General features: G+C 51.4%; 17 protein-coding genes and 2 pseudogenes. 16 read left to right on the top strand and 3 right to left on the bottom strand.

Annotated elements, in window-relative coordinates; genetic code table 11:
• Positions 1-784 (top strand): annotated as a pseudogene (locus IEV89_RS15930) (IS4 family transposase); the annotation flags it as partial.
• 65 nt (positions 785-849) lie between these two features.
• On the opposite strand, the gene fadL reads toward IEV89_RS15930, so the two are convergent.
• Positions 850-2127: a long-chain fatty acid transporter FadL gene (gene fadL / locus IEV89_RS15925; RefSeq protein ID WP_188474517.1), complete on the bottom strand. Its 1278-nt coding sequence runs from the start codon at positions 2125-2127 to the stop codon at positions 850-852.
• Positions 2128-2543: 416 nt separating this feature from the next.
• Between fadL and IEV89_RS15920 the strand changes: the two genes are divergently transcribed.
• The 6 genes and pseudogenes from IEV89_RS15920 to IEV89_RS15895 all read left to right on the top strand — a co-directional run bounded on the left by IEV89_RS15920 (position 2544) and on the right by IEV89_RS15895 (position 9253).
• Positions 2544-2876: a YfcZ/YiiS family protein gene (locus IEV89_RS15920; protein ID WP_188474516.1), complete on the top strand. Its 333-nt coding sequence runs from the start codon at positions 2544-2546 to the stop codon at positions 2874-2876.
• A 160-nt stretch (positions 2877-3036) separates the two neighbouring features.
• Positions 3037-4350 (top strand): acetyl-CoA C-acyltransferase FadI, encoded by a 1314-nt coding sequence (fadI, locus tag IEV89_RS15915; RefSeq protein ID WP_188474515.1) that lies wholly within the window; start codon positions 3037-3039, stop codon positions 4348-4350.
• On the top strand, positions 4347-6500 hold the full coding sequence (gene fadJ / locus IEV89_RS15910; protein WP_188474514.1) for a fatty acid oxidation complex subunit alpha FadJ: 2154 nt from the start codon (positions 4347-4349) through the stop codon (positions 6498-6500). Before fadI ends, fadJ begins: the two co-directional genes overlap by 4 nt.
• Positions 6501-6913: 413 nt before the next feature.
• Positions 6914-7396: a phosphohistidine phosphatase SixA gene (sixA, locus tag IEV89_RS15905; protein ID WP_188474513.1), complete on the top strand. Its 483-nt coding sequence runs from the start codon at positions 6914-6916 to the stop codon at positions 7394-7396.
• 446 nt (positions 7397-7842) lie between these two features.
• A complete protein-coding gene (locus IEV89_RS15900) occupies positions 7843-8535 on the top strand; it encodes a hypothetical protein (protein WP_188474512.1) in 693 nt (230 codons plus the stop codon).
• A 239-nt stretch (positions 8536-8774) separates the two neighbouring features.
• A pseudogene (locus tag IEV89_RS15895) lies at positions 8775-9253 on the top strand (Hcp family type VI secretion system effector).
• Positions 9254-9446: 193 nt separating this feature from the next.
• Here the strand turns inward: IEV89_RS15895 and smrB are convergent.
• A complete protein-coding gene (gene smrB / locus IEV89_RS15890; protein WP_188474511.1) occupies positions 9447-9986 on the bottom strand; it encodes an endonuclease SmrB in 540 nt (179 codons plus the stop codon).
• A gap of 216 nt (positions 9987-10202) precedes the next feature.
• On the opposite strand from smrB, the gene prmB reads away from it, so the two are divergent.
• The 6 genes from prmB to IEV89_RS15860 all read left to right on the top strand — a co-directional run bounded on the left by prmB (position 10203) and on the right by IEV89_RS15860 (position 15057).
• The gene (gene prmB / locus IEV89_RS15885; protein ID WP_188474510.1) at positions 10203-11135 is read left to right on the top strand and encodes a 50S ribosomal protein L3 N(5)-glutamine methyltransferase; all 933 of its coding nucleotides are present in this window, start codon (positions 10203-10205) and stop codon (positions 11133-11135) included.
• A gap of 43 nt (positions 11136-11178) precedes the next feature.
• Positions 11179-12264 carry a chorismate synthase gene (gene aroC / locus IEV89_RS15880; protein ID WP_188474509.1) on the top strand — a complete coding sequence of 362 codons (1086 nt, stop codon included), beginning with the start codon at positions 11179-11181 and terminating at the stop codon, positions 12262-12264.
• Positions 12265-12271: 7 nt separating this feature from the next.
• Complete coding sequence (gene mepA, locus IEV89_RS15875) at positions 12272-13126, top strand: penicillin-insensitive murein endopeptidase (protein ID WP_229746499.1); 855 nt, start codon at positions 12272-12274, stop codon at positions 13124-13126.
• Between the two features lie 36 nt (positions 13127-13162).
• Positions 13163-13963: a sulfite exporter TauE/SafE family protein gene (locus IEV89_RS15870; RefSeq protein ID WP_188474508.1), complete on the top strand. Its 801-nt coding sequence runs from the start codon at positions 13163-13165 to the stop codon at positions 13961-13963.
• Positions 13964-14182: 219 nt separating this feature from the next.
• The gene (locus IEV89_RS15865) at positions 14183-14740 is read left to right on the top strand and encodes an elongation factor P hydroxylase (RefSeq protein WP_188474507.1); all 558 of its coding nucleotides are present in this window, start codon (positions 14183-14185) and stop codon (positions 14738-14740) included.
• Positions 14741-14772: 32 nt separating this feature from the next.
• A complete protein-coding gene (locus IEV89_RS15860) occupies positions 14773-15057 on the top strand; it encodes a YfcL family protein (RefSeq protein ID WP_188474506.1) in 285 nt (94 codons plus the stop codon).
• Positions 15058-15127: 70 nt separating this feature from the next.
• Here IEV89_RS15860 and mnmC read toward each other — a convergent pair whose 3' ends face one another.
• A complete protein-coding gene (gene mnmC, locus IEV89_RS15855) occupies positions 15128-17164 on the bottom strand; it encodes a bifunctional tRNA (5-methylaminomethyl-2-thiouridine)(34)-methyltransferase MnmC2/FAD-dependent 5-carboxymethylaminomethyl-2-thiouridine(34) oxidoreductase MnmC1 (RefSeq protein WP_188474505.1) in 2037 nt (678 codons plus the stop codon).
• Between the two features lie 173 nt (positions 17165-17337).
• On the opposite strand from mnmC, the gene fabB reads away from it, so the two are divergent.
• The 3 genes from fabB (at position 17338) to IEV89_RS15840 (ending at position 20728) form a co-directional block, all read left to right on the top strand.
• Positions 17338-18558, top strand: coding sequence for a beta-ketoacyl-ACP synthase I (gene fabB, locus IEV89_RS15850; RefSeq protein ID WP_188474504.1), 1221 nt, complete (start codon positions 17338-17340; stop codon positions 18556-18558).
• Between the two features lie 132 nt (positions 18559-18690).
• On the top strand, positions 18691-19164 hold the full coding sequence (locus IEV89_RS15845; protein WP_188474503.1) for a DUF2946 domain-containing protein: 474 nt from the start codon (positions 18691-18693) through the stop codon (positions 19162-19164).
• A 91-nt stretch (positions 19165-19255) separates the two neighbouring features.
• Positions 19256-20728 carry a PepSY-associated TM helix domain-containing protein gene (locus IEV89_RS15840; protein WP_188474502.1) on the top strand — a complete coding sequence of 491 codons (1473 nt, stop codon included), beginning with the start codon at positions 19256-19258 and terminating at the stop codon, positions 20726-20728.
• Positions 20729-20802 lie beyond the last annotated feature (74 nt).

Genomic DNA, 20802 nt, shown 5'->3' with positions numbered 1-20802 from the left:
TCAGAACAACTCCACCGTTCAGAACGACTTTCTTGATCAGATGGCTGCCGCTATCGGCAAAGATAAACAGGTCATCATCGTGACAGATGGCGGATTTCGCAGCAGCTGGTTCCATCATATTCGTTCACTGGGCTGGCATTTTGTCGGACGCGTAAGGGGAAGCCTGTATTTTCAGATAACCGGTGGTGAAGAGTGGCAAATGGCACGGGATATTGCTTCAACAACGAAGCCAACCTATCTGGGCTTTGGCCGGCTGGCACGTAACGCTAGTCGGGATTGTCTGGGGCATTTTTATACAGTGCATAAGCGAGCGACGGGCAGAAAAGGCAACCAGCGTTACCCCAGAACGGACAAGATGTATCGTAAGAATGCACGGGAACCGTGGCTAATTTTTACCAGTCTGATGGGTTATAAACCACGGGAAATAATCAAGATTTACAGCCGTCGAATGCAAATAGAACAGAACTTCCGGGATGAAAAAAGTGAGCGTTATGGTCTGGGACTGCGGGCAAGTAAAAGCCGGGGAGAAAAGCGGATTTCGGTACTGTGCCTGGTTGCAACGCTCTACAGTATCGTTATGTGGATGACAGGTTATTACCTTGAAAAGAAAGGGATAAATTGTTAGTTTCAGGCGAACAGCATTAAATCGAGAAGGGTGTTGTCGTATCTGACACTGAGTAAAAACGTTATACGACAATCACCGGGAACACTGTCGGGGATGAACCCCGACAGTGTTTATGAAGAAATGGCGAGGGCTTACCGAGACATCATCATGGTCTACTGATGATATTTCTGGGGATCCCTCAGGCCTTCCGGCGCTTTTTCATTTCTGATATTCAACCTGAACAATTAGAAGCTGTAGTTAAAGTTCGCGCCATACAACATAGCGGTACCTTTTGCCTGGAACTCATAGTTTGGTACACCATCAGCCACTTTCTCGCTGATATTCACGGTCTGTCCATGCATGTAAGAAATACCTAAATCGACTGAGGCATCTTTATTGAATGCATAAGTCGTACCGGCGCTGATCCATACACGGTCCTGATCGGGAATAGAGATCGTGCGGTTATCTTGTGGAACCGGGCTGTCATCAAAAGCAATACCAGTGCGGAAGGTCCAGTTATCATCATAATAATAAGTGGTACCCAGCGCGATACGGCAAGCATCGTGATAGTTTTCCTGTTTCTGGAACAGAGTCTGTCCGTTGGAGCCGGTGGCTTTTAGTTCCTTGAATTCACTCCAACTGGTGTATGTCATGCTGTAGTGAATCGCCCATTTTGGCGCGACTCTGTTATAACCCGATATTTCCCACGTCTCTGGCAGGTTTAGCGTGAGATCACCAGGAATGGTTTGCCCACCCAAGCCGCCGAGCTGCTGAGGAATAGAGTTTTTGTAATCCCCGTTAAAATCGATATCTACTTTAGAACGATAGGTGAAACCATAACGGTTGTTATCGTCCACTTCATACAGGATACCAGCGTTCCAGCCATAGCCCCATTCGCTACCTTTTAGATTCGCCACCTCGGTATTCGCAGGGACTTGACCGCGGGTTTGAATTGCCGTTAATTCACCGGCAGTACGGCTGATTTTCGCTTTGGCATAGACGGCATCAAAGCCTAAACCGACACTAAAGTGCTGATTGAAACGGTAAGCCGCGCTAAGGTTGCTGTTGATGGTTGTCAGGTCGGTTTTACCGCCAATCGGGCCCGCGGCGTAATTATCATTAAACTCAGTCGCCAGACCATAGTTGGACGTGGCTGACGCGCCAATCGCCCACTGGTCGTTCAGCGGCATAATGAAATGGATATTTGGCACCCACTGATTTGGGGCGATGTTATCAGCGCTGGTACTGTTGCCAGTCACCGGGGATTTGCCGCTGATATTAACGTCAGGGTCAATATAGACAGCGCCGATGGAGAAAGCGGGACGTGAGAACATGGTCATGGTTGCCGGGTTGCGGCTGCCGGATGCTGCGGAGTCCGCAATGGCGCCTTCACCTGAAAACGAACGACCGAGCCCGGCTGCAGTGTATTCGTTTAATTGAAAACCTGCCGCATACACATTTGATGAAACGATTGCCACTGCGGCTGCCAGAACTGATTTTTTAAACAGGTTTTTCTGGTTCATGACCAAAACCTCAATTTTATGTTTTTTATCAAGCAATGTTACATCAAGTAACAATGAGCGCGGGATTGTAGGGTTCGTTCTCAGTCTGACAAATCAGACCAGTGAGCGAAGTATAGGTCCGACCTGTACACATGTTGCAATCATGTTTCCCAGATATTTCCAATTAGATGCTAAAAATTAGACGTGCTTAACAAAAAACAAACAATTCAAACTGAACTAATTAACGTTTTAGACGGTTATTAGAGATGAATTTAACCAGGCATGATTATTTTTGTGATCTTAATCACTTAAAAGTCACACAAAAAGTAAGTGCTAGGCTGGTAGGGCTGAGAGGCGTAAAATGAAGTCCGAAAATATCCTTTTAATGACTAACAGGGCCGACTCGCAAACGTTGTGGTCAGTACCGGGAGAACATTATGTCTGACGTAACTCTGTCTTCGAAATCCACCAAGCCGCTGCATTCCATTAACAAATGTGGCGCGGAAGAAACGGCAGCATGTTGCTGTGTGGATGTCGGCACCATCATGGATAATACCGATTGCACCGCCAGTTATAGCCGCGTATTTGAAAGCGAAGCGGAAGCTAAGAACATGCTGAATGGCCTGACCGAAAAAGCGCGTAGCGTCGAATCTGAGCCTTGCGTGATTGAAAGCCGACTGGAAAACGTCGCTGGTGGTGTTGAGCTGAATATTGACTTCACTTTCTCTTGCCAGGCAGAGACGATGATCTTCCAGCTCGGACTGCGCTGATTTCTTCTTTGTACTTAACGTCCTTTTCATAAAACCGTGACCTTTGCAGGTCGCGGTTTTTTTTTGCTGTCGCTCCCACTTCATCACGTTAGACTTTGCTAAATGTAAACATATGGTTAAAACTAAACTATCAGGTCTGACCTCTTAATCTGGAGCCGCTATGAACAAGGTTATCCCGCTGGTGACGCGCGAAGGCGATCGTATTGCGATCGTCGACGGTTTGCGTACGCCTTTCGCCAAACAAGCAACTGCTTATCATGGCATTCCGGCGGTTGATTTAGGCAAAATGGTGGTGAGTGAGCTATTGGCCAAAAGCGGTATCGACCCGAAGATCATCGATCAACTGGTGTTTGGTCAGGTGGTGCAGATGCCAGAAGCGCCGAATATTGCTCGCGAAATTGTGCTGGGAACCGGCATGAGTGTCGCTACTGATGCCTATAGCGTTTCACGCGCCTGTGCCACCAGTTTTCAGGCGGTAGCCAACGTGGCGGAAAGTCTTCTCAGTGGAACCGTCGGCGTAGGTATTGCTGGCGGAGCGGACTCCTCCTCAGTGCTGCCGATTGGCGTCAGTAAACGGTTGGCCCGCACGTTGGTGGACGTCAACAAAGCCCGCACATTGTCACAACGGCTGGCCTTGTTTAGTAAATTGAAGTTTCGTGATCTGCTGCCGGTACCGCCAGCAGTTGCCGAATATTCAACCGGACTACGGATGGGGGATACCGCCGAGCAAATGGCGAAATCCCATGGCATCACCCGTCAGCAGCAGGACGAACTGGCACACCGTTCACATTCACTGGCAGCGCAGGCCTGGGAAAAGGGCTATCTCGATGCGCAGGTGATGACCGCCCAGGTTCCGCCTTACCGTGAGGTACTGCAACAAGACAACAATATTCGCCTGAATTCCGAACTGGCCCAGTATGCCAAGCTGCGTCCGGCTTTCGACCGTCGCCACGGCACAGTAACAGCAGCGACCAGTACGCCGCTGACGGACGGTGCCGCCGCCGTATTGATGATGAGCGAATCACGGGCGCGTGAACTGGGCCTGCGGCCGTTGGGTTACCTGAAAAGTTTTGCTTTTGCTGCCATCGACGTTTGGGAAGATATGTTGCTCGGCCCTGCTTATGCCACACCGCTAGCACTCGATCGTGCGGGATTAACTCTCGATGATATGGACTTAATTGACATGCATGAGGCTTTCGCCGCACAAACGCTGGCAAATATCAAAATGTTTGCCAGTGATACTTTTGCCCAGGAAAAACTGGGCCGTTCACACGCCATCGGTGAAATCGATTGGGACAAGTTCAACGTGCTGGGCGGTTCACTGGCCTACGGGCATCCATTTGCGGCGACAGGTGCGAGAATGATCACGCAGACGTTGCATGAACTTCGCCGTCGTGGCGGGCGTTTCGGGTTGACGACTGCATGTGCGGCGGGCGGATTGGGCGCAGCCATGATCCTGGAGGCAGCAGAATGAGTGATGAAATTATCGCTGTTGAAACGGCCCCGACTTCAGCCTTTACGGTGACATTGACAGACCAGCATGTGGGCATTATCACCATTGATGTTCCCGGTGAAAAGGTAAACACCTTAAAAGCTGAATTCGTTGAGCAAATTTGTGCCATTTTGCAAAAAGCTCAGCAATATCCGCAGCTGAAAGGATTAGTGCTTATTTCTGGCAAACTCGACTCTTTTATTGCTGGTGCTGATATCAGCATGATTAGCGGGTGTAAAACAGCGGCAGAGGCCAGCAGTCTTGCGCAAAAAGGCCAATCGGTTATGTCCCATATTTCGGCGTTTCCCGTGCCGGTGGTGGCGGCCATTCACGGTGCTTGTCTGGGCGGTGGGCTGGAACTGGCACTTGCCTGTCATGCTCGCATTTGCTCACTGGACGACAAAACCCAGCTTGGGCTGCCGGAAGTGCAGCTTGGTTTGCTGCCAGGGTCGGGGGGAACACAACGGCTGCCACGCTTGATTGGTGCGCCCAAAGCGCTGGATATGATGCTGACCGGGCGCAGTATTCGCGCAAAGCAGGCACAAAAAATGGGGCTGGTGGACGACACTGTTCCGCAAGCGATATTGCTACAAACTGCACTGGAACGTGTCGCTTTGGGGCGACAGCCCCGCGCGTCGTTGCCGTGGCAGGCGCGCTTGGTTGGCGGCCCGCTGGGCAAAGCCCTGCTGTTTCACTTCGTGCGTAAACAGACGCGTGCCAAAACGCACGGCAACTACCCCGCGACGGAAAAAATTATCGACGTGGTGAGAACGGGTCTGGACCACGGCCGCGCCAGTGGCTATCAGGCTGAGGCAACGGCGTTTGGCGAGCTGGTGATGACACCGCAATCCGCAGCGCTTCGCGGTCTGTTCTTTGCCTCCACTACACTGAAAAAAGAGCAGGGTGCGGCTGCCGAACCGTTGTTACTGAAGCGCATTGGTATTCTCGGCGGCGGTCTAATGGGCGGAGGAATCGCTAACGTGACGGCAACGCGTGCCGGTCTGCCAGTGCGTATAAAAGATATTAACCAGGAAGGGATCCGTCATGCGCTGAAATACAGTTGGGATCTGCTGGATAAACGGGTGCGTCGCGGGCGCTTGAAACGTAGCGAACAGCAACGACAGATGATGTTGATCTCGGGCACTACCGATTTCAGTGGCTTTGAGCGGGTCGATCTGGTGATTGAGGCGGTATTTGAAGATCTGTCACTGAAACAGCAGATGGTTGAGGAAGTTGAACGTTATGCGTCACCGAAGACCATTTTTGCTTCAAACACCTCTTCTTTGCCGATCCATGCGATTGCAGCCAATGCTACCAGACCTGAACAGGTCATTGGTCTGCACTTTTTTAGTCCAGTGGACAAAATGCCGTTGGTCGAAGTGATCCCTCATGCCGGAACCAGTGAGCAGACAATTTCTACTACAGTGGCATTGGCGAAGAAACAGGGTAAAACAGCCATTGTGGTTGGTGACAGCGCCGGGTTCTACGTTAATCGCATTCTTGCTCCCTATATTAATGAAGCGACGCGTTGTTTGCTTGAAGGCGAGCCGATTGAACATATCGATAGCGCACTCATGAACTTTGGTTTCCCGGTGGGGCCGCTACAGCTGTTGGATGAAGTTGGGATCGACGTCGGCACTAAAATCATCCCCATTCTGGTTGAGGCACTGGGGCCGCGCTTTGCTGCGCCACCGGCGCTGGATGCGGTACTTAAAGATGAGCGAAAGGGCCGTAAAAACGGCAAGGGATTCTACCTCTATGCGTCAAAAGGGCGACAGGCGAAGAAAAAACAAGCCGATCCCTCTATCTATCGCTTGTTGAATGTGACGCCTAAGCAGCAACAAGGCGCAGAACAGGTCGCCCGTCGCTGCGTGATGATTATGCTCAACGAAGCCGTGCGCTGTCTGGATGAACAGGTGGTGCGTAGTGCGCGTGATGGTGATATTGGCGCGGTCTTCGGGATTGGTTTTCCTCCCTTCCTCGGCGGCCCATTCCGTTACATTGATCAATTAGGGGCAGCCGCTGTCGTGCAAACGTTGCAAGGTTTGCAACAGCACTATGGCGAGCATTTTGCGCCCTGTGCCGGATTGCTCAAACGTGCGCAGGAAGGCCGCTGTTTCTACGATGAGTGATCACAGGTGGAAAAAAGCGCATCATCCTGTGATGTGTATCACGGTGTGATGGGCTTTTTCGCGGGAATGTGGAACATAAAATGCTTTTGAGCATAATGCATCAATAAAGAATTCATTTTGGCACACGACAAAGTCGTTGCCACCCAACGGGCAAGCGTTTGAAAAGTGGTCGTTCCGTTTAATAAATGAGCTGCGTGGTTTACAAGCGGTACTCGTTGATGTAAAAAACAGCGTTTTCTTTATGTGAATTTTTCAGGCAGAATGCCCGCCCGCCATTAAAGAGACGGCGCGTCAGGTAACTGTGGTACATGCAGTTGTCCTGCAAGCTTTCCCCGGAAAGCATTGGGCAGAGGTGATACAGCGCGCGAGGCGTTTCTGTATAGCGCTATTTTTGTTAACACAAGCGGTGCAATATGCAAGTTGTAATTATGCGTCACGGTGAAGCAGCTCTCGAAGCGGCCAGCGATTCGGCCAGACCACTGACCGAGTGTGGATGTGACGAAACAGTCCATATGGCGGCGTGGCTTAAGGCCCGTTCGGTCAATATCCAGCGTGTTCTGGTCAGTCCGTATTTACGTGCACAGCAGACGCTGGATAAAATGCGTCAGACGTTGGCCTTACCTGCGGAGAGTGACGTTCTGAAAGAATTGACGCCGGGTGGGGATCCTGCCGCAGTAGCCCAGGAATTGTTGGCTCTGGCGGCTGAAGGTATTTCCTCCGTGCTGGTGGTGTCGCACTTGCCTTTGGTGGGGTATCTGGTGGCAGAATTATGCCCAGGTATCAGTCCGCCGATGTTTGCGACCTCTGCGATGGCAAGCGTAGAGCTTGATGCCAAAACGGGCAAAGGTACGTTTGACTGGCAATTCAGCCCTTGTCAGGTGATCGCTAAAGTCTGATGGTGGTAGGGGTTTCTGGCTTGTATGGATGAATCTCTAACCGGATGCTAATGAGAGAAAGGCGCAGCTTGCTGTGCCTTTCTGCTTTCTGACGAACCCCATATTTCTGGCGGGGTTCTTCTTTTTGTGTGATCGAAGGGCACGATCGCAATATTTTTTCCTGCTACAACTTCAATGACTTTTTGAAACCGCATAAGTCCTCTCTCAAGCCCTTTTAACCCCACATATCTGGAATGAAACCTGGCGTCATTCATCTGGCCGAATAGGTATGCAGTCAGGTAAGTTTTATCTGTCGCGTTTTCGGGGATTTGCAGATTTTTTAACTCGCTGTTTTACCCAGCTTTCCCCTGATTCGCACTCAACCCGGCTCGGGTGGTGCGATAAAACAGGCATTATAGTAAATTGGGGTGCTGAAAGGACTTAGTCACAATTAGCAAGGAGCAATTATGTACGGAAACAATGAAATCATCAGTTATTTACAGACCAATAAAATTCTCGCATTAAAGCTCGATCACGCTGTAACTGCCGTCGGTCAGCAGGTCACAAATCAAATTGAAACATTAGGGAAGGGCGCTACCCGCCTGCTGTATTACACGTCCTGTTTTACCGATGAATATAACGATGTTTGCCAGAAACAAAAGACGGAAGATCTACGCTTCAGGAACGGTGTCATTCGCATTATCCAGAATGGTGATGTTGTCTATGAAATGCTTCGTATCTACTTTGACGAAATATTTAAATACAAAACCAATGACCAATTAGAGCACATTAAAAAAGCGCTTATGGCCGCGAATGTCCATATTGCCGCCAGCACTCTTACAGGTGCGGGATACGCTTTAGCGGTAGCTACCAGTGTCCGCATTGGATTGAATCTAAGTATGCAACTCAGCGCCCTTACGGGGCGTGCGGCTGGCACGGTTGCCGGGGTAGTGGCTACGTATGGCTTGGTTCAGAAAGCGGCGGATAGTGTCCATCGTCTATATGTCCAATATCCGGCCTATTACTCTGCGCTTTACATGCAACAACTGGAAATGATGTATTTTCTGATCGAACCGGTTTTCGAACGCGCGGGTGCACTTGAAGCGCAATGGTCGTCTGATTCTGGCATCGCAAGCATCATCACCCGGATGATTCGATAACCATGATTAAATCGCTAAAGAAATTTCTACTGTGGCAATTAAAGTTTTTATCATCGTTGTACGGGCCTGTGATTTTCACGATTATTTTCGCACTATTTCAGGGGTATTTTTTCCCTGATAGCCCCGTCTGGCCGATAGGCGTATTCGCCATAGTTATGATTGTTATTTTTACACGTTACTGTAAATGGTAATGGTCGAAACATAACCGTTATTTAAATTATCACTGATAAGGAAATTGAATGTCCACTCCCGCTCACTTATGGCTTGAAGATGAAAACGGCTCTCCGGTTGTCGGTAGCTGCTTGATGCCGCTGCGTTCAGGCTCCATTGAACTGAAATCATTCTCCCACGGTGTCACTATTCCCGTTGATTCTCAATGGGGGAAACTCACGGCACGCGCGTTCATCGGCCTATCACGGTAGTGAAAGAATTCGACCAGACTACGCCACTCCTGTATCGCGCTGTGTGTGAAGGCCGAACCATGAAGAAGGCAACAATCAAGATGTACCGTATCTTGGAATCCGGCATCGAGGCCGAGTATTTCAATATCATCCTGGATAACGTCAAGATCACGACGATTGCGCCGTACCTGGCACCAAACGGCATGAGCAGTACGCATCTGGAAACGCTCGAGTTACGTTATGAGGCGATCACTTGGAAGTACACTGACGGAAATATTATCTACCGCGATTCATGGAATGATCGTTGTTGTGCATGATCCCATTTAGTGGCAGTTTTTTTGAGTCGTACTTTTTTCAGGCAAAAAATGTCTAATGCCCCTGTGGTGGGTACACCAGAAAACGACCCGCGTCGTAGATCAATGCCCTGGCCACGAGGCCAGAACGTTGTCAGCTGAAGGCGCAGCTTGCTGTGCCTTTCTGCTTTCTGGCTTTTCGCTCCCGCTCACTGTGTTACAGCAATTTATCATCCAACTCGATTAACACCAGCAGTGCTGCGGTTCCGCCCAGCACTTTCGGTGCCTGATGAAAGGCCAGTACATCTGGGTGCTGCGCCAGCCACAACGGTGTCTGTTGCTTGAGAATATGTTTGCCGTGTCCATGCATCACGCAGGCACAATGCACATGTTCACGGCGACAGGCAGCAATCAGCGCTCCCAGTTCTTGCTTCGCTTCGCGCTGCGTCAGGCCGTGTAAATCGAGAAACAGTTCAGGCGAATAATCCCCCCGCCGAAGTTTCTTCAGTTCAAAATGGTTGACATCAGGCCGGATATGTCGCACCGGTCCCTCTTCTTGCAGCATTGGCTGAAATTCATCGGAGAAATAATAGCTGGCGTCCACTTGCTCCTGAAGCAATTTTTTGGGTGATATCACCGTCACCTTTTTACGCAGCGGCCGATGGGTGATGGTGTCATTTTGCAGGCGCTTGATGCCTGGCACCGCGTCACGAAAGAGACTCTTCTCCTCGGGGCTCAGCGCATGTTTTTTCTTCATGGATTCGTCATCATTCTTAGGTCATTTCAACAGTGTACCTGCGCATGTCACATCGTATAAAGGAAACTCCGACTTATATTCTCCAGCACTTCTCGTAAGAACGCGCTATAGCTGCTGATTTGTGGCGGGCTTCATGGCAAACTATGCGCCAAACGATGCACTGTAAACCCATGGTTAAGCGCTTGTTAAATGACTGCGTGCCGTCAGGAGAGAAAATTGGACAAAATATTCGTTGATGAAGCGGTCAGTGAGCTTCACACCATCCAGGATATGATTCGTTGGACCGTTAGTCGCCTGAACGCTGCGAATGTGTACTATGGTCATGGTACCGATAATCCCTGGGACGAGGCCGTTCAGCTGGTATTGCCAAGCGTGTTTTTGCCGCTAGATATTCCTGAGGATATGCACTCTGCCCGCCTGACTTCCAGTGAACGCCATCGCATTATTGAACGTGTGATCCGTCGTGTAAACGAACGCGTGCCGGTTGCCTATTTGACGAATAAAGCCTGGTTCTGTGGCATGGAGTTCTACGTCGATGAGCGCGTGCTGGTTCCGCGTTCACCTATTGGGGAGCTGATCAACAACCGCTTCTCCGGCATCTTGCACGACAAACCACAACACATTCTCGATATGTGCACCGGTAGCGGATGCATTGCGATTGCCTGCGCGTATGCTTATCCGGAAACCGAAGTCGATGCAGTGGATATCTCATCTGATGCATTGGCGGTCGCCGAACAAAACATTGAGGCGCACGGTATTGAGCAGTGGGTTACGCCTATTCGATCCGATCTGTTCCGCGACTTACCCGCGCTACAGTACGACCTGATTGTGACTAATCCGCCGTATGTGGATGAAGATGACATGTCAGACCTGCCGCAGGAGTACCGCCATGAACCAGAGCTTGGTTTGGCCTCCGGCAGCGACGGTCTGAAGCTGACGCGCCGGATTCTCTCCTGCGCACCAGACTACCTGACCGATGATGGCGTGTTGATTTGTGAAGTGGGTAACAGCATGGTACATCTGATAGATCAATATCCAGACATCCCGTTCACCTGGCTGGAGTTCGAGAACGGAGGTGACGGTGTGTTCATGCTGACCAAACAGCAACTTATTGAATGCGCAGAGCATTTCAAGATTTTTCGCGACTGACCGTGTATCACTTAACCACTAACTCAACATGTAAGGAGCCGTGATGGCAGGGAACAGTATTGGGCAGTTTTTCCGCGTCACTACCTTTGGCGAATCCCATGGCGTCGCTTTGGGTTGTATCATTGATGGCGTGCCTCCGGGTATTCCGTTGACCGAAGCCGATCTGCAACAGGATCTCGACAGACGCCGTCCGGGCACCTCGCGCTATACCACCCAGCGCCGTGAAGCCGATGAAGTTAACATTCTCTCTGGCGTATTCGAAGGGGTGACTACCGGTACCAGCATTGGTCTGACCATTCAGAATACTGACCAGCGTTCGCAAGACTACAGTGCCATCAAAGACGTATTCCGTCCTGGTCATGCTGATTACACCTATGAGCAGAAATATGGCGTGCGTGACTATCGCGGCGGTGGTCGTTCTTCTGCCCGTGAAACGGCGATGCGCGTGGCCGCTGGTGCCGTTGCCAAGAAGTATCTGGCACAGAAATTTGGTGTGAAAGTGCGCGGCTATCTGGCGCAGATTGGTGATGTTAGTTGCGAGCTGAAAGACTGGGATCTGGTAGAGACTAACCCGTTCTTCTGCCCGGATGAATCCAAGCTGGAAGCGCTTGATGAGCTGATGCGTGAGCTAAAAAAAGCCGGTGACTCTGTGGGCGCCAAAATCACCGTTATTGCTGAGAATGTCCCAACGGGTTTGGGCGAACCTGTATTTGACCGTTTGGATGCGGATATCGCTCACGCGCTGATGAGTATCAACGCAGTGAAAGGCGTGGAGATTGGCGATGGTTTTGCCGTGGTCAACAAACGTGGCAGCGAAAATCGCGATGAAATCACTCCGCAGGGTTTCGAAAGCAACCATGCAGGCGGCATTCTTGGCGGCATCAGTAGCGGCCAGCCCGTGATTGCACACCTGGCGTTGAAACCCACGTCGAGCATTACCGTGCCTGGCCGAACGATCAATCGTGAAGGTGAGTCGGTGGAGATGATCACTAAAGGCCGCCATGATCCCTGTGTGGGTATCCGCGCCGTGCCGATCGCTGAAGCGATGATGGCGATTGTGCTGATGGATCATCTGCTGCGTCAGCGTGCGCAAAATGGTGATGTTCATTCAGACGTTCCACGCTGGTAAACCTGTGATGAGATTTGCACTGATGTCATTCAACGTGTTTAAAAATACCTGCGCCGGTCTGCTGTCGCTGGCGCTCTGTGCGCCAGCCCTCGCGGTAACGCCCTGGCAAAAAATCACCCAGCCGATTCCCGGTTCACCGCAGGCCATTGGCGGCTTCGCCAACGGCTGCCAGATCGGTGCATATCCATTACCTCTTAACTCACCGGACTATCAGGTGATGCGCCCCGATCAGCGGCGCTATTTCGGTCAGCCCGATCTGCTGGCTTTTATCAAACGTCTGGGGATTCAGGCTAATGCTAAAGGCCTCGGTACGGTACTAATTGGCGATATGGCGATGCCGGCCGGCGGGCGTTTCAGCAGCGGTCATGCCAGCCATCAATCTGGCCTGGATGTGGATATTTGGCTGCAACTCCCTCGCCAACGCTGGAGCGAGCAGATGCTGCTCAAACCTCAACCTATCGATTTGGTCGATGCGAATGGAAAAACGGTGAACCAACGCCTATGGCAACCGCGCATCGAAACGCTGATCAAACTTGCCGCGCAGGACAGCGATGTGACGCGTATTTTCGTCAATCCCGCCATCAAGCAGCAGCTTTGTGCCGATGCGGGCAGTGACCGTGAATGGTTACATAAAGTCCGCCCATGGTTTGGGCACCGCGCGCATATGCATGTGCGTTTAAGCTGCCCGGCGGGCAGTCTGGAATGCTTGGATCAGGCTCCGCCTCCACCGGGCGACGGCTGTGGTGCTGAGTTGCAAAGCTGGTTCCTGCCGCCTAAACCGGGTAGTGGAACACCAGTCAAAAAAGAGCCGCCACCGTTACCGCCTTTATGCCAGGCTCTGCTGGATAAGCACGTTCTTTAATATTTGTCCTCCACGTACAGTGAGACTGAAAGAAAAATGGATTGGTTGATTGTTGCCCCATGGGTAGTAGGCGTTCTGTTTTTAGTGGCTGTAGTGGCGGGATTTATTGATTCTATTGCGGGTGGCGGAGGGCTTATCAGTTTGCCTGCGCTACTGGCCGCTGGGATATCTCCGGCACAAGCGATTGCCACCAACAAGCTTTCAGCCGTTGGTGGATCCTTCTCCGCCAGCCTCTATTTTGTACGACGCGGGGTCGTGGATCTTAACGATCAAAAGCTGAATATTGCCTGTACATTTGTGGGTGCGGTGCTGGGTGCGATTTTAATTCAGCGTTTGCAGGCCGACATGCTGCGACAAATCTTGCCCTTGTTGATCATCGGTATCGGGCTTTACTTTCTGCTCACCCCTAAATTGGGTGAAAATGACCGTCATCGCCGTCTGTCGGCCTTACCCTATGCGCTGGTCGGCGGGGGTTGCGTGGGTTTTTACGATGGTTTCTTTGGTCCCGGTGCCGGTTCCTTCTATGCGTTGGGATTTGTGACGCTGTGCGGTTTCAATCTTGCGAAAGCCACAGCCCATGCCAAGGTGCTGAATTTTACCTCCAACTTTGGCGGTCTTCTGTTCTTCATACTTGGCGGGAAAGTGTTGTGGGGCGTAGGTTTTGTGATGATGGCAGGGCAGTTTCTCGGTGCTCGAATGGGCGCCCGTATGGTGCTCAGCAAAGGGCAGAAAATGATTCGCCCGATGGTGGTGATCGTTTCCGTCGTGATGAGCTGCAAGTTGATTTATGACAATCACGGCGCTGAAATCCACCACTGGCTTACCCTGCATATTTGAAGCTACAGCTGTGTTGGTTGCGTTCGCGGATCAGAATCACTGACTTATGTCAGTTCATCCTGCTCCACTGGCTTGCCGCTTTGCTGCCTCTCCCACTATTTTGGGGAAGTGAACGAGGTGACGTTTTCCTTATATGACTTGCCCGAAGTCATAAAAGTCACCCTATAAGCAAGGGTATATTGTCGCCCCTGAATTTATTTACTGAGTTTCGCTGCCACTATGTCAGATTCGACTGCAACACATAATTATCGTCAATTGATCGACATTTTTGATTCCTGTTTCTTTGAGGAATTCAACGTACGTCTGGTGAAAGGTGACGACGAACCTATCTATTTACCGGCCGATGAGCAGGAAAAATTTAACCGCATTGTGTTTGCCCACGGCTACTACGCCAGCGGGATGCATGAGATTTCCCACTGGTGTGTGGCCGGTGCTGAACGGCACAAATTGGTTGATTTCGGATACTGGTATTGCCCCGACGGACGTGATGCTCAGACGCAAAGTGAGTTCGAAAAAGTTGAGATCAAACCTCAAGCCTACGAGTGGTTGTTTTGCGCCGCTGCCGGTTTCAGCTTTAACGTCAGCTGTGACAATCTAAGCGGCGACTGTGAACCAGACCGGGTCGGTTTCCAGAATAAAGTACGCCAGGAAGTGTTAAAAATGTTGCGCGAAGGTATTCCACCACGTCCGGCACGCTTTATAAAAGCGTTACAATCGTTTTACAATACGGCTCCATTGACGGCTGAGGATTTCCCTGCGCTCCAGCCGCTTGAATAAATTTGAGAATATCGAAGAATAGAGGGTGATTGATGATCGCAGAATTTGAAGCGCGTATTATGACGCTGATCGACGAAATGGTTGAAAACGCCAGCGATGACGAGCTGTTCGCCAGTGGCTATCTGCGAGGCCATCTGACCGTGGCGGTAGCCGATGCGGAAGCGCAGGGCGAGCACAGTACTGACGGTTTGAAAACATTGGTCCAGCAAGGGTTGGACAAAGCTATTCAGGCCGGTGAGCTCTCACCGCGTGATCAGGTTTTGGTGCTGGGTATTTGGGAAACGCTGTATCAGGCATCGCTGCCAGAAGAAAAATAATCGCGTAGCATTATTTTTGAAAACATGATTCTATTCTTGAAAACAAAGGGCCGCTTGGCCCTTTGTCATTTCAGACATATTCCTGAACCACCGGTTTGCCTTTAATCAATTTGCGGATCCACATGCGGTTGGGGTTAAGCGCTGCCAGCGTCTCACTGTCGAGCGGCATCGGCTCTCCGGCGATTTGTGCAGCGAGGACTTCGGCTGCCAGCGGGGCAGAGCTCAGCCCGCGTGAACCCAGCGCACCGAGCAGAAAGAGATTGTGATGGCAGGGAGCATTAGCCACCGGCTGACCGCGTTTCACTGCGATATCCAGTTTTTTATATTCGGCTAGCGTGGCGTCATAATCTGCAATCGCCCCCACCATTGGCAGGTGGTCGCGGGTCGCACAGCGTACGCCGTTACGGGCTTCACCGGCGCTGACATTCACCTCGTTTGGCCACTCCTCAGAGGGAATGCAGTCAATCAGACGCTGGCGGTTTTGCTGCTGGTCGTCGTCGCGATAGTCCGTACATTTATCGGCGCGGTGATAACTCGCACCAATACAGTGATGCTGATTGCGCGGATTTTCCGGCGTCATATAACCGTCGTAGCACAACACCTGCTTGAGCTTTTGCAGCGTAGGTGTGGTCGGAAGATGCGAAACCTGACCGCTGACGGCGTACACCGGCAGCATGGCGCTTTGCGTGAAATCGGTGATATCAGCGCCGTTCGCCAGAACGATGCTGTCATGCATGGCTGCTGGCCCGTCGGTGAAATCCACTTGCCAGCGCTGATCTTCGCGCCATTGTAATCCGCAGGCCCGCTGATTGACGTGCACGATTAATCCCTGCTTTTCCGCCAAGGCCATCAATTCTGTGGTCAGTTGGGCCGGGGATAACCAGCCACCGAGCGGGTAGCTGATACCGCCGTTCCCGCAAGCCAGCCCGCAAGCGTCCGTTAATTCCTGCTGCGACAGCCCAGTGGCCAACGCTGACGGCCAATCACCCGCCAGGATTTGGTCGATTTTCCCCTGACTTTTTGCATCATAACCAAGCTGGCTGACGCCGCACCATTGATGGTCAAACGGCACGCCCTGAGCGGCAATCGTCTGATACTGGCGGCGGGCGAAGGTAAACGCATGGGCAAAGAAACGCTCAAGCACGTCGTTTCTGCCATTGAGCAGCGGGTAGACCGCGCCCTGACGATTGCCTGACGCACCGCTGGCGGGGTGCTTATCGGCGCAATACAGCGTGACGGTATAATTACGCCTTAACAGCGCCAGCGCTAATACCGCACTGGCGACACCGCCACCAATAATGCCGATGTTGGTCGTTTTTTCAGCGGAAGGGCGACGATACCAGGGCGCTGGATGTGGCAAATGCAGCGGATGATTCATCGTACCGCTGAGCATGTGTTTCTTCTCACCGAACCCTTTCACTTTCATGACATCAAAACCGGCGTCCTGCAAACCGCGGCGCACAAAACCGGCCACGGTAAAGGTCGCCAGCGTGCCTCCGGCGCGTGACAGGCGTGCCATATTGTTAAATACGTCGGCAGTCCACATATCCGGGTTTTTCGAGGGCGCAAAGCCGTCTAAAAACCAGGCATCGACCTGCTGATTCATGCTGCTGTCACATGCCGGAAGCAGGCTTGTGACATCGCCAAACCACAGGTCAAGTGTCACCTGACCGCCATCAAACAGCAGACGGTGACAACCAGAAAACGGCAGCGGCCACTGTTCGGTCAACTTTGCGGTATATGCCGCAAGTTCTGGCCAGCGCGCCAGAGCAGCCATCAGGTCCGGGGCTGAAAGAGGGAATTTTTCGAAGCTGATGAAATGCAGGCGTTTTAGAGGGGCATCTGAGGGGGTTTGACGAAAAGTATCAAAAGCTTGCCACAGTGTAAGAAAGTTTAAACCGGTGCCAAATCCTGTCTCAGCTATCACGCACAGCGGGCGTGGGTGAGAGGCAAAACGCTCGGGAAAACCGTTACCGCTCAGGAATACATGGCGTGTTTCTAGTAAGCCATCCTGGTTAGAAAAGTAGACGTCATCAAAATGTCGGGAAACAGGTGTACCCTGTTCGTTCCAACTCAATTCTGCAGGCTGGATAGGGGAATGACTCACGTGAAACTCTCTCAGTTCAAGGCGATGCCGAAGTTTAACGGCGTGTTTGACTTCGTGCAAATTTACTGCGATTTACACAACGAATTGCTGATCGGACTTGTTCGGCGTACAACTGTACGCTAGAGTGCGTGACGAAATCCTGAATAGTTAGTTAATAGTACAAGAGGTATTAAATGAAACGTGCAGTCATTACTGGCCTGGGTATTATCTCGAGCATTGGTAACAACAAGCAGGAAGTTCTGGCCTCTCTGCAGGAAGGACGCTCAGGGATCACCTTCTCGCAAGAGTTGAAAGATGCCGGAATGCGCAGTCATATCTGGGGTGGTGTGAAATTAGACACTGCGGGGCTTATTGACCGTAAGATTGTGCGTTTCATGAGCGATGCTTCTATCTACGCTTACCTCTCCATGCAGCAGGCAATTGAAGACTCTGGTCTGACTCCGGAAATGGTTTCCAACGACCGTACCGGTCTGATCGTAGGTTCTGGTGGCGGCTCTCCGCGTAACCAGGTTGCAGGTTCTGACGGTATGCGTGCCAAAGGTCTGAAAGGTGTGGGTCCTTACATGGTGACCAAAGCGATGGCGTCCGGTGTGTCTGCCTGTCTGGCAACTCCGTTCAAAATCCGAGGTGTTAACTATTCCATCAGCTCTGCCTGTTCGACCTCTGCTCACTGTATTGGTAACGCGGTAGAAATGATCCAACTTGGCAAGCAGGATGTCGTATTTGCCGGCGGTGGCGAAGAGCTTTGCTGGGAAATGGCCTGTGAGTTCGATGCAATGGGCGCGCTGTCTACCCGTTTCAACGACACGCCTGAAAAAGCATCCCGTACTTACGACCAGAATCGCGACGGTTTCGTCATTGCTGGCGGTGGCGGTATTGTGGTGGTTGAAGAGCTGGAACACGCTTTGGCCCGTGGCGCGCATATTTACGCTGAAATCGTGGGCTACGGCGCAACGTCTGACGGCGCTGACATGGTCGCTCCCTCCGGCGAAGGTGCAGTACGTTGCATGAGAATGGCCATGAAGGGTGTGGATACTCCGATCGATTACATCAACGTCCACGGCACTTCTACACCGGTTGGCGATGTGAAAGAACTGGGTGCAATCCATGAAGTCTTTGGCGATAAAACGCCTGCGCTCTCGTCTACCAAAGCCATGACCGGTCACTCGCTGGGTGCTGCTGGTGTGCATGAAGCGATTTACACTTTGCTGATGGCTGAACATGGGTTTATCGCACCAAGCATCAACATTGAAAACCTCGATGAAGCAGCAGAAGGCATGGACATCGTGACCAAGCCGACTCAGCGTAAACTGACGACGGTCATGTCCAACAGCTTCGGCTTCGGTGGTACTAATGCCACGTTGGTGATGCGTAAGATGACAAACGACAAATAACGCCTGTCGTTAAGTATGAAAAAATAGCCTGCCTGCGAGCGGGCTTTTTTACATCTGCACTTTTTCCTTTCTGTTAAATCTCAACAGTTCAGGTACAATTTAGCCGCTTCTTATTATCACTTTGATGACATCATGCTTTCACTTCGACAAATCAATCATCGGTATCTGCACTTTTCCGCAGGGTTGGGGATAGTGGCGATATTGATGCTGTTTATCGCTCCGGTGGTGTCTAAATCACTGGTGTCAGCGGGTGTCATGCATCGAATGATGCCGGGGATGTCGGGGATGGATATGTCTTCGATAAACATGCCTGAAGATGGGATGCTTCCGGCCCAGAAAGGGGAGCATGGCGACCATACTGACATTCATCATGCCATGTCATCCGGTGATAAGGGGCAGGGGATGATGACCGGTGATATGAGTGATGCCGCCTGTGGTTACTGTGTGCTGCTGGCGCACTTGCCGTTGTTGCACATTCTGGCGCTCTCCCTGCTGTGGTCTTCCGAGGTATCAGGTCAGGCACCGCCTTTCCTGCTGGCTAACCATTTTCGTTCTCCTGCTTTTTATAATGACGCACAACCTCGCGCACCGCCTGATTTTCAATAGCCTGCTGTTTTCTTTCCAAACATTCCCATAACGGTGTCTCTTCAGCGTAGCCGTCGGGTGCCTGCTATTTGAAAAATCAGGAATAATACTGATGACCCATCCTGCTGTTTCCAATAAATTGACGGCAAAAGCCGCATTTCTTGCATTGCTTAAGCGGATCCATTTTTACATCGGCCTGTTCGTCGGCCCATTTATTTTTGTTGCGGCCTTAACCGGTACTTTATATGTCCTGACGCCGCAGTTGGAAAACCACCTGTACGCCCATGAGCTTTACACCTCTTCGAGAGGTGATATACAGCCTTTATCCCGCCAAATTGAAGCCGCGCAAGCCGTTGCCGGTGGAAATGTCAAAATCTATGCCGTTCGTCCGTCGCCCGCTCAAGGGCAAACTACCCGTGTTATGTTTTCAGATCCTGAACTCGGTGCCTCCAAAAGCCGCGCAATGTTTGTGGATCCGGTAACACTCAAGACCCTGGGGGAATTGACGGTATACGGCACCAGCGGAATCTTACCCTTCAGAACCTGGCTGGACGAGTTGCACCGGGGATTATTACTGGGCGATCTGGGGCGTAATTACAGCGAGTTGGCTGCATCGTGGCTTTGGGTTGCCGCACTTGGCGGAGTGGTATTGTGGGTGACAGGGCGGAAGAAAATACGCAGTAACCTGAAGCTACGAGGTATAGCGGCCAAACAGCACAATAGCCGCCGCTGGCACAGTTGGCTGGGTCTGACCCTCATTGCCGGACTGCTGTTTTTATCGGTCACTGGCCTGACATGGTCACAGTGGGCAGGCGATAATATCAGCCTGTTACGGGCTAAAATGGGCTGGATGACACCATCGGTCTCTACCCACTTGTTGGCTGGCACACCGGCTTTACCTATGGATGAGCATGCCGACCACCATGCTGCGAATAACAGCAGCATGAATATGCCAGATATGCCTGAAATGAATATGGCAGAAAAACAGCCTGCGAGCGTTACGGCAGCCGTTACAGTACTGCCGGTTGTCTTTGATCAGGTCGTTAATGCTGCCCGTCATGCTGGAATCAATGCCGCAAAAATTGAGATCAGACCCGCCTACACCGCTGACAAAGCCTGGACCGTCACTGAAGTGGATCGCCGTTGGCCAACCCGCGTTGATGCGGTATCGGTTAATCCTGGGACGCTGGCGATTATCGACCACACTCGTTTTGCTCATTTTCCTTTGCTGGCTAAGCTGACACGATGGGGTGTTGATGCCCATATGGGAATTCTTTTTGGTATTTGGAACCAGATTATCCTCGTGGCGTTTGGACTGGGTTTATGTCTGATGATTGGCTGGGGATACCGGCTTTGGTGGCTCCGCCGTCCGCAAATGAACAGCACCAGCAACCCTGGACTGACGCTTATGCACACATGGCAACGGATGCCATTCAGCCTGCAATGCCCGGTCTTGCTGGTGGTGATTTGTTTGTCGTTATCCTTGCCGCTAATGGGCGTCAGCTTGGTCATTTTCCTGCTGATCGATATTGTGCGTTGGAAGAGACAACTGAGCATCTTCACACCGACTTCAACGCTTAATTAAGTCCTCCAGTCAGCGGTAAACTCTTTTCTACCGCTGACTGATGGCTTACCCGGCTTAGAGTAGTCGCCAATACT

The sequence above is a fragment of the Hafnia psychrotolerans genome (assembly GCF_014639435.1).
GTDB lineage: Bacteria > Pseudomonadota > Gammaproteobacteria > Enterobacterales > Enterobacteriaceae > Ewingella > Ewingella psychrotolerans.
The sequence above is the reverse complement of the archived record's forward strand: the minus strand, read 5'-3'. Positions and strand labels throughout refer to the sequence as shown.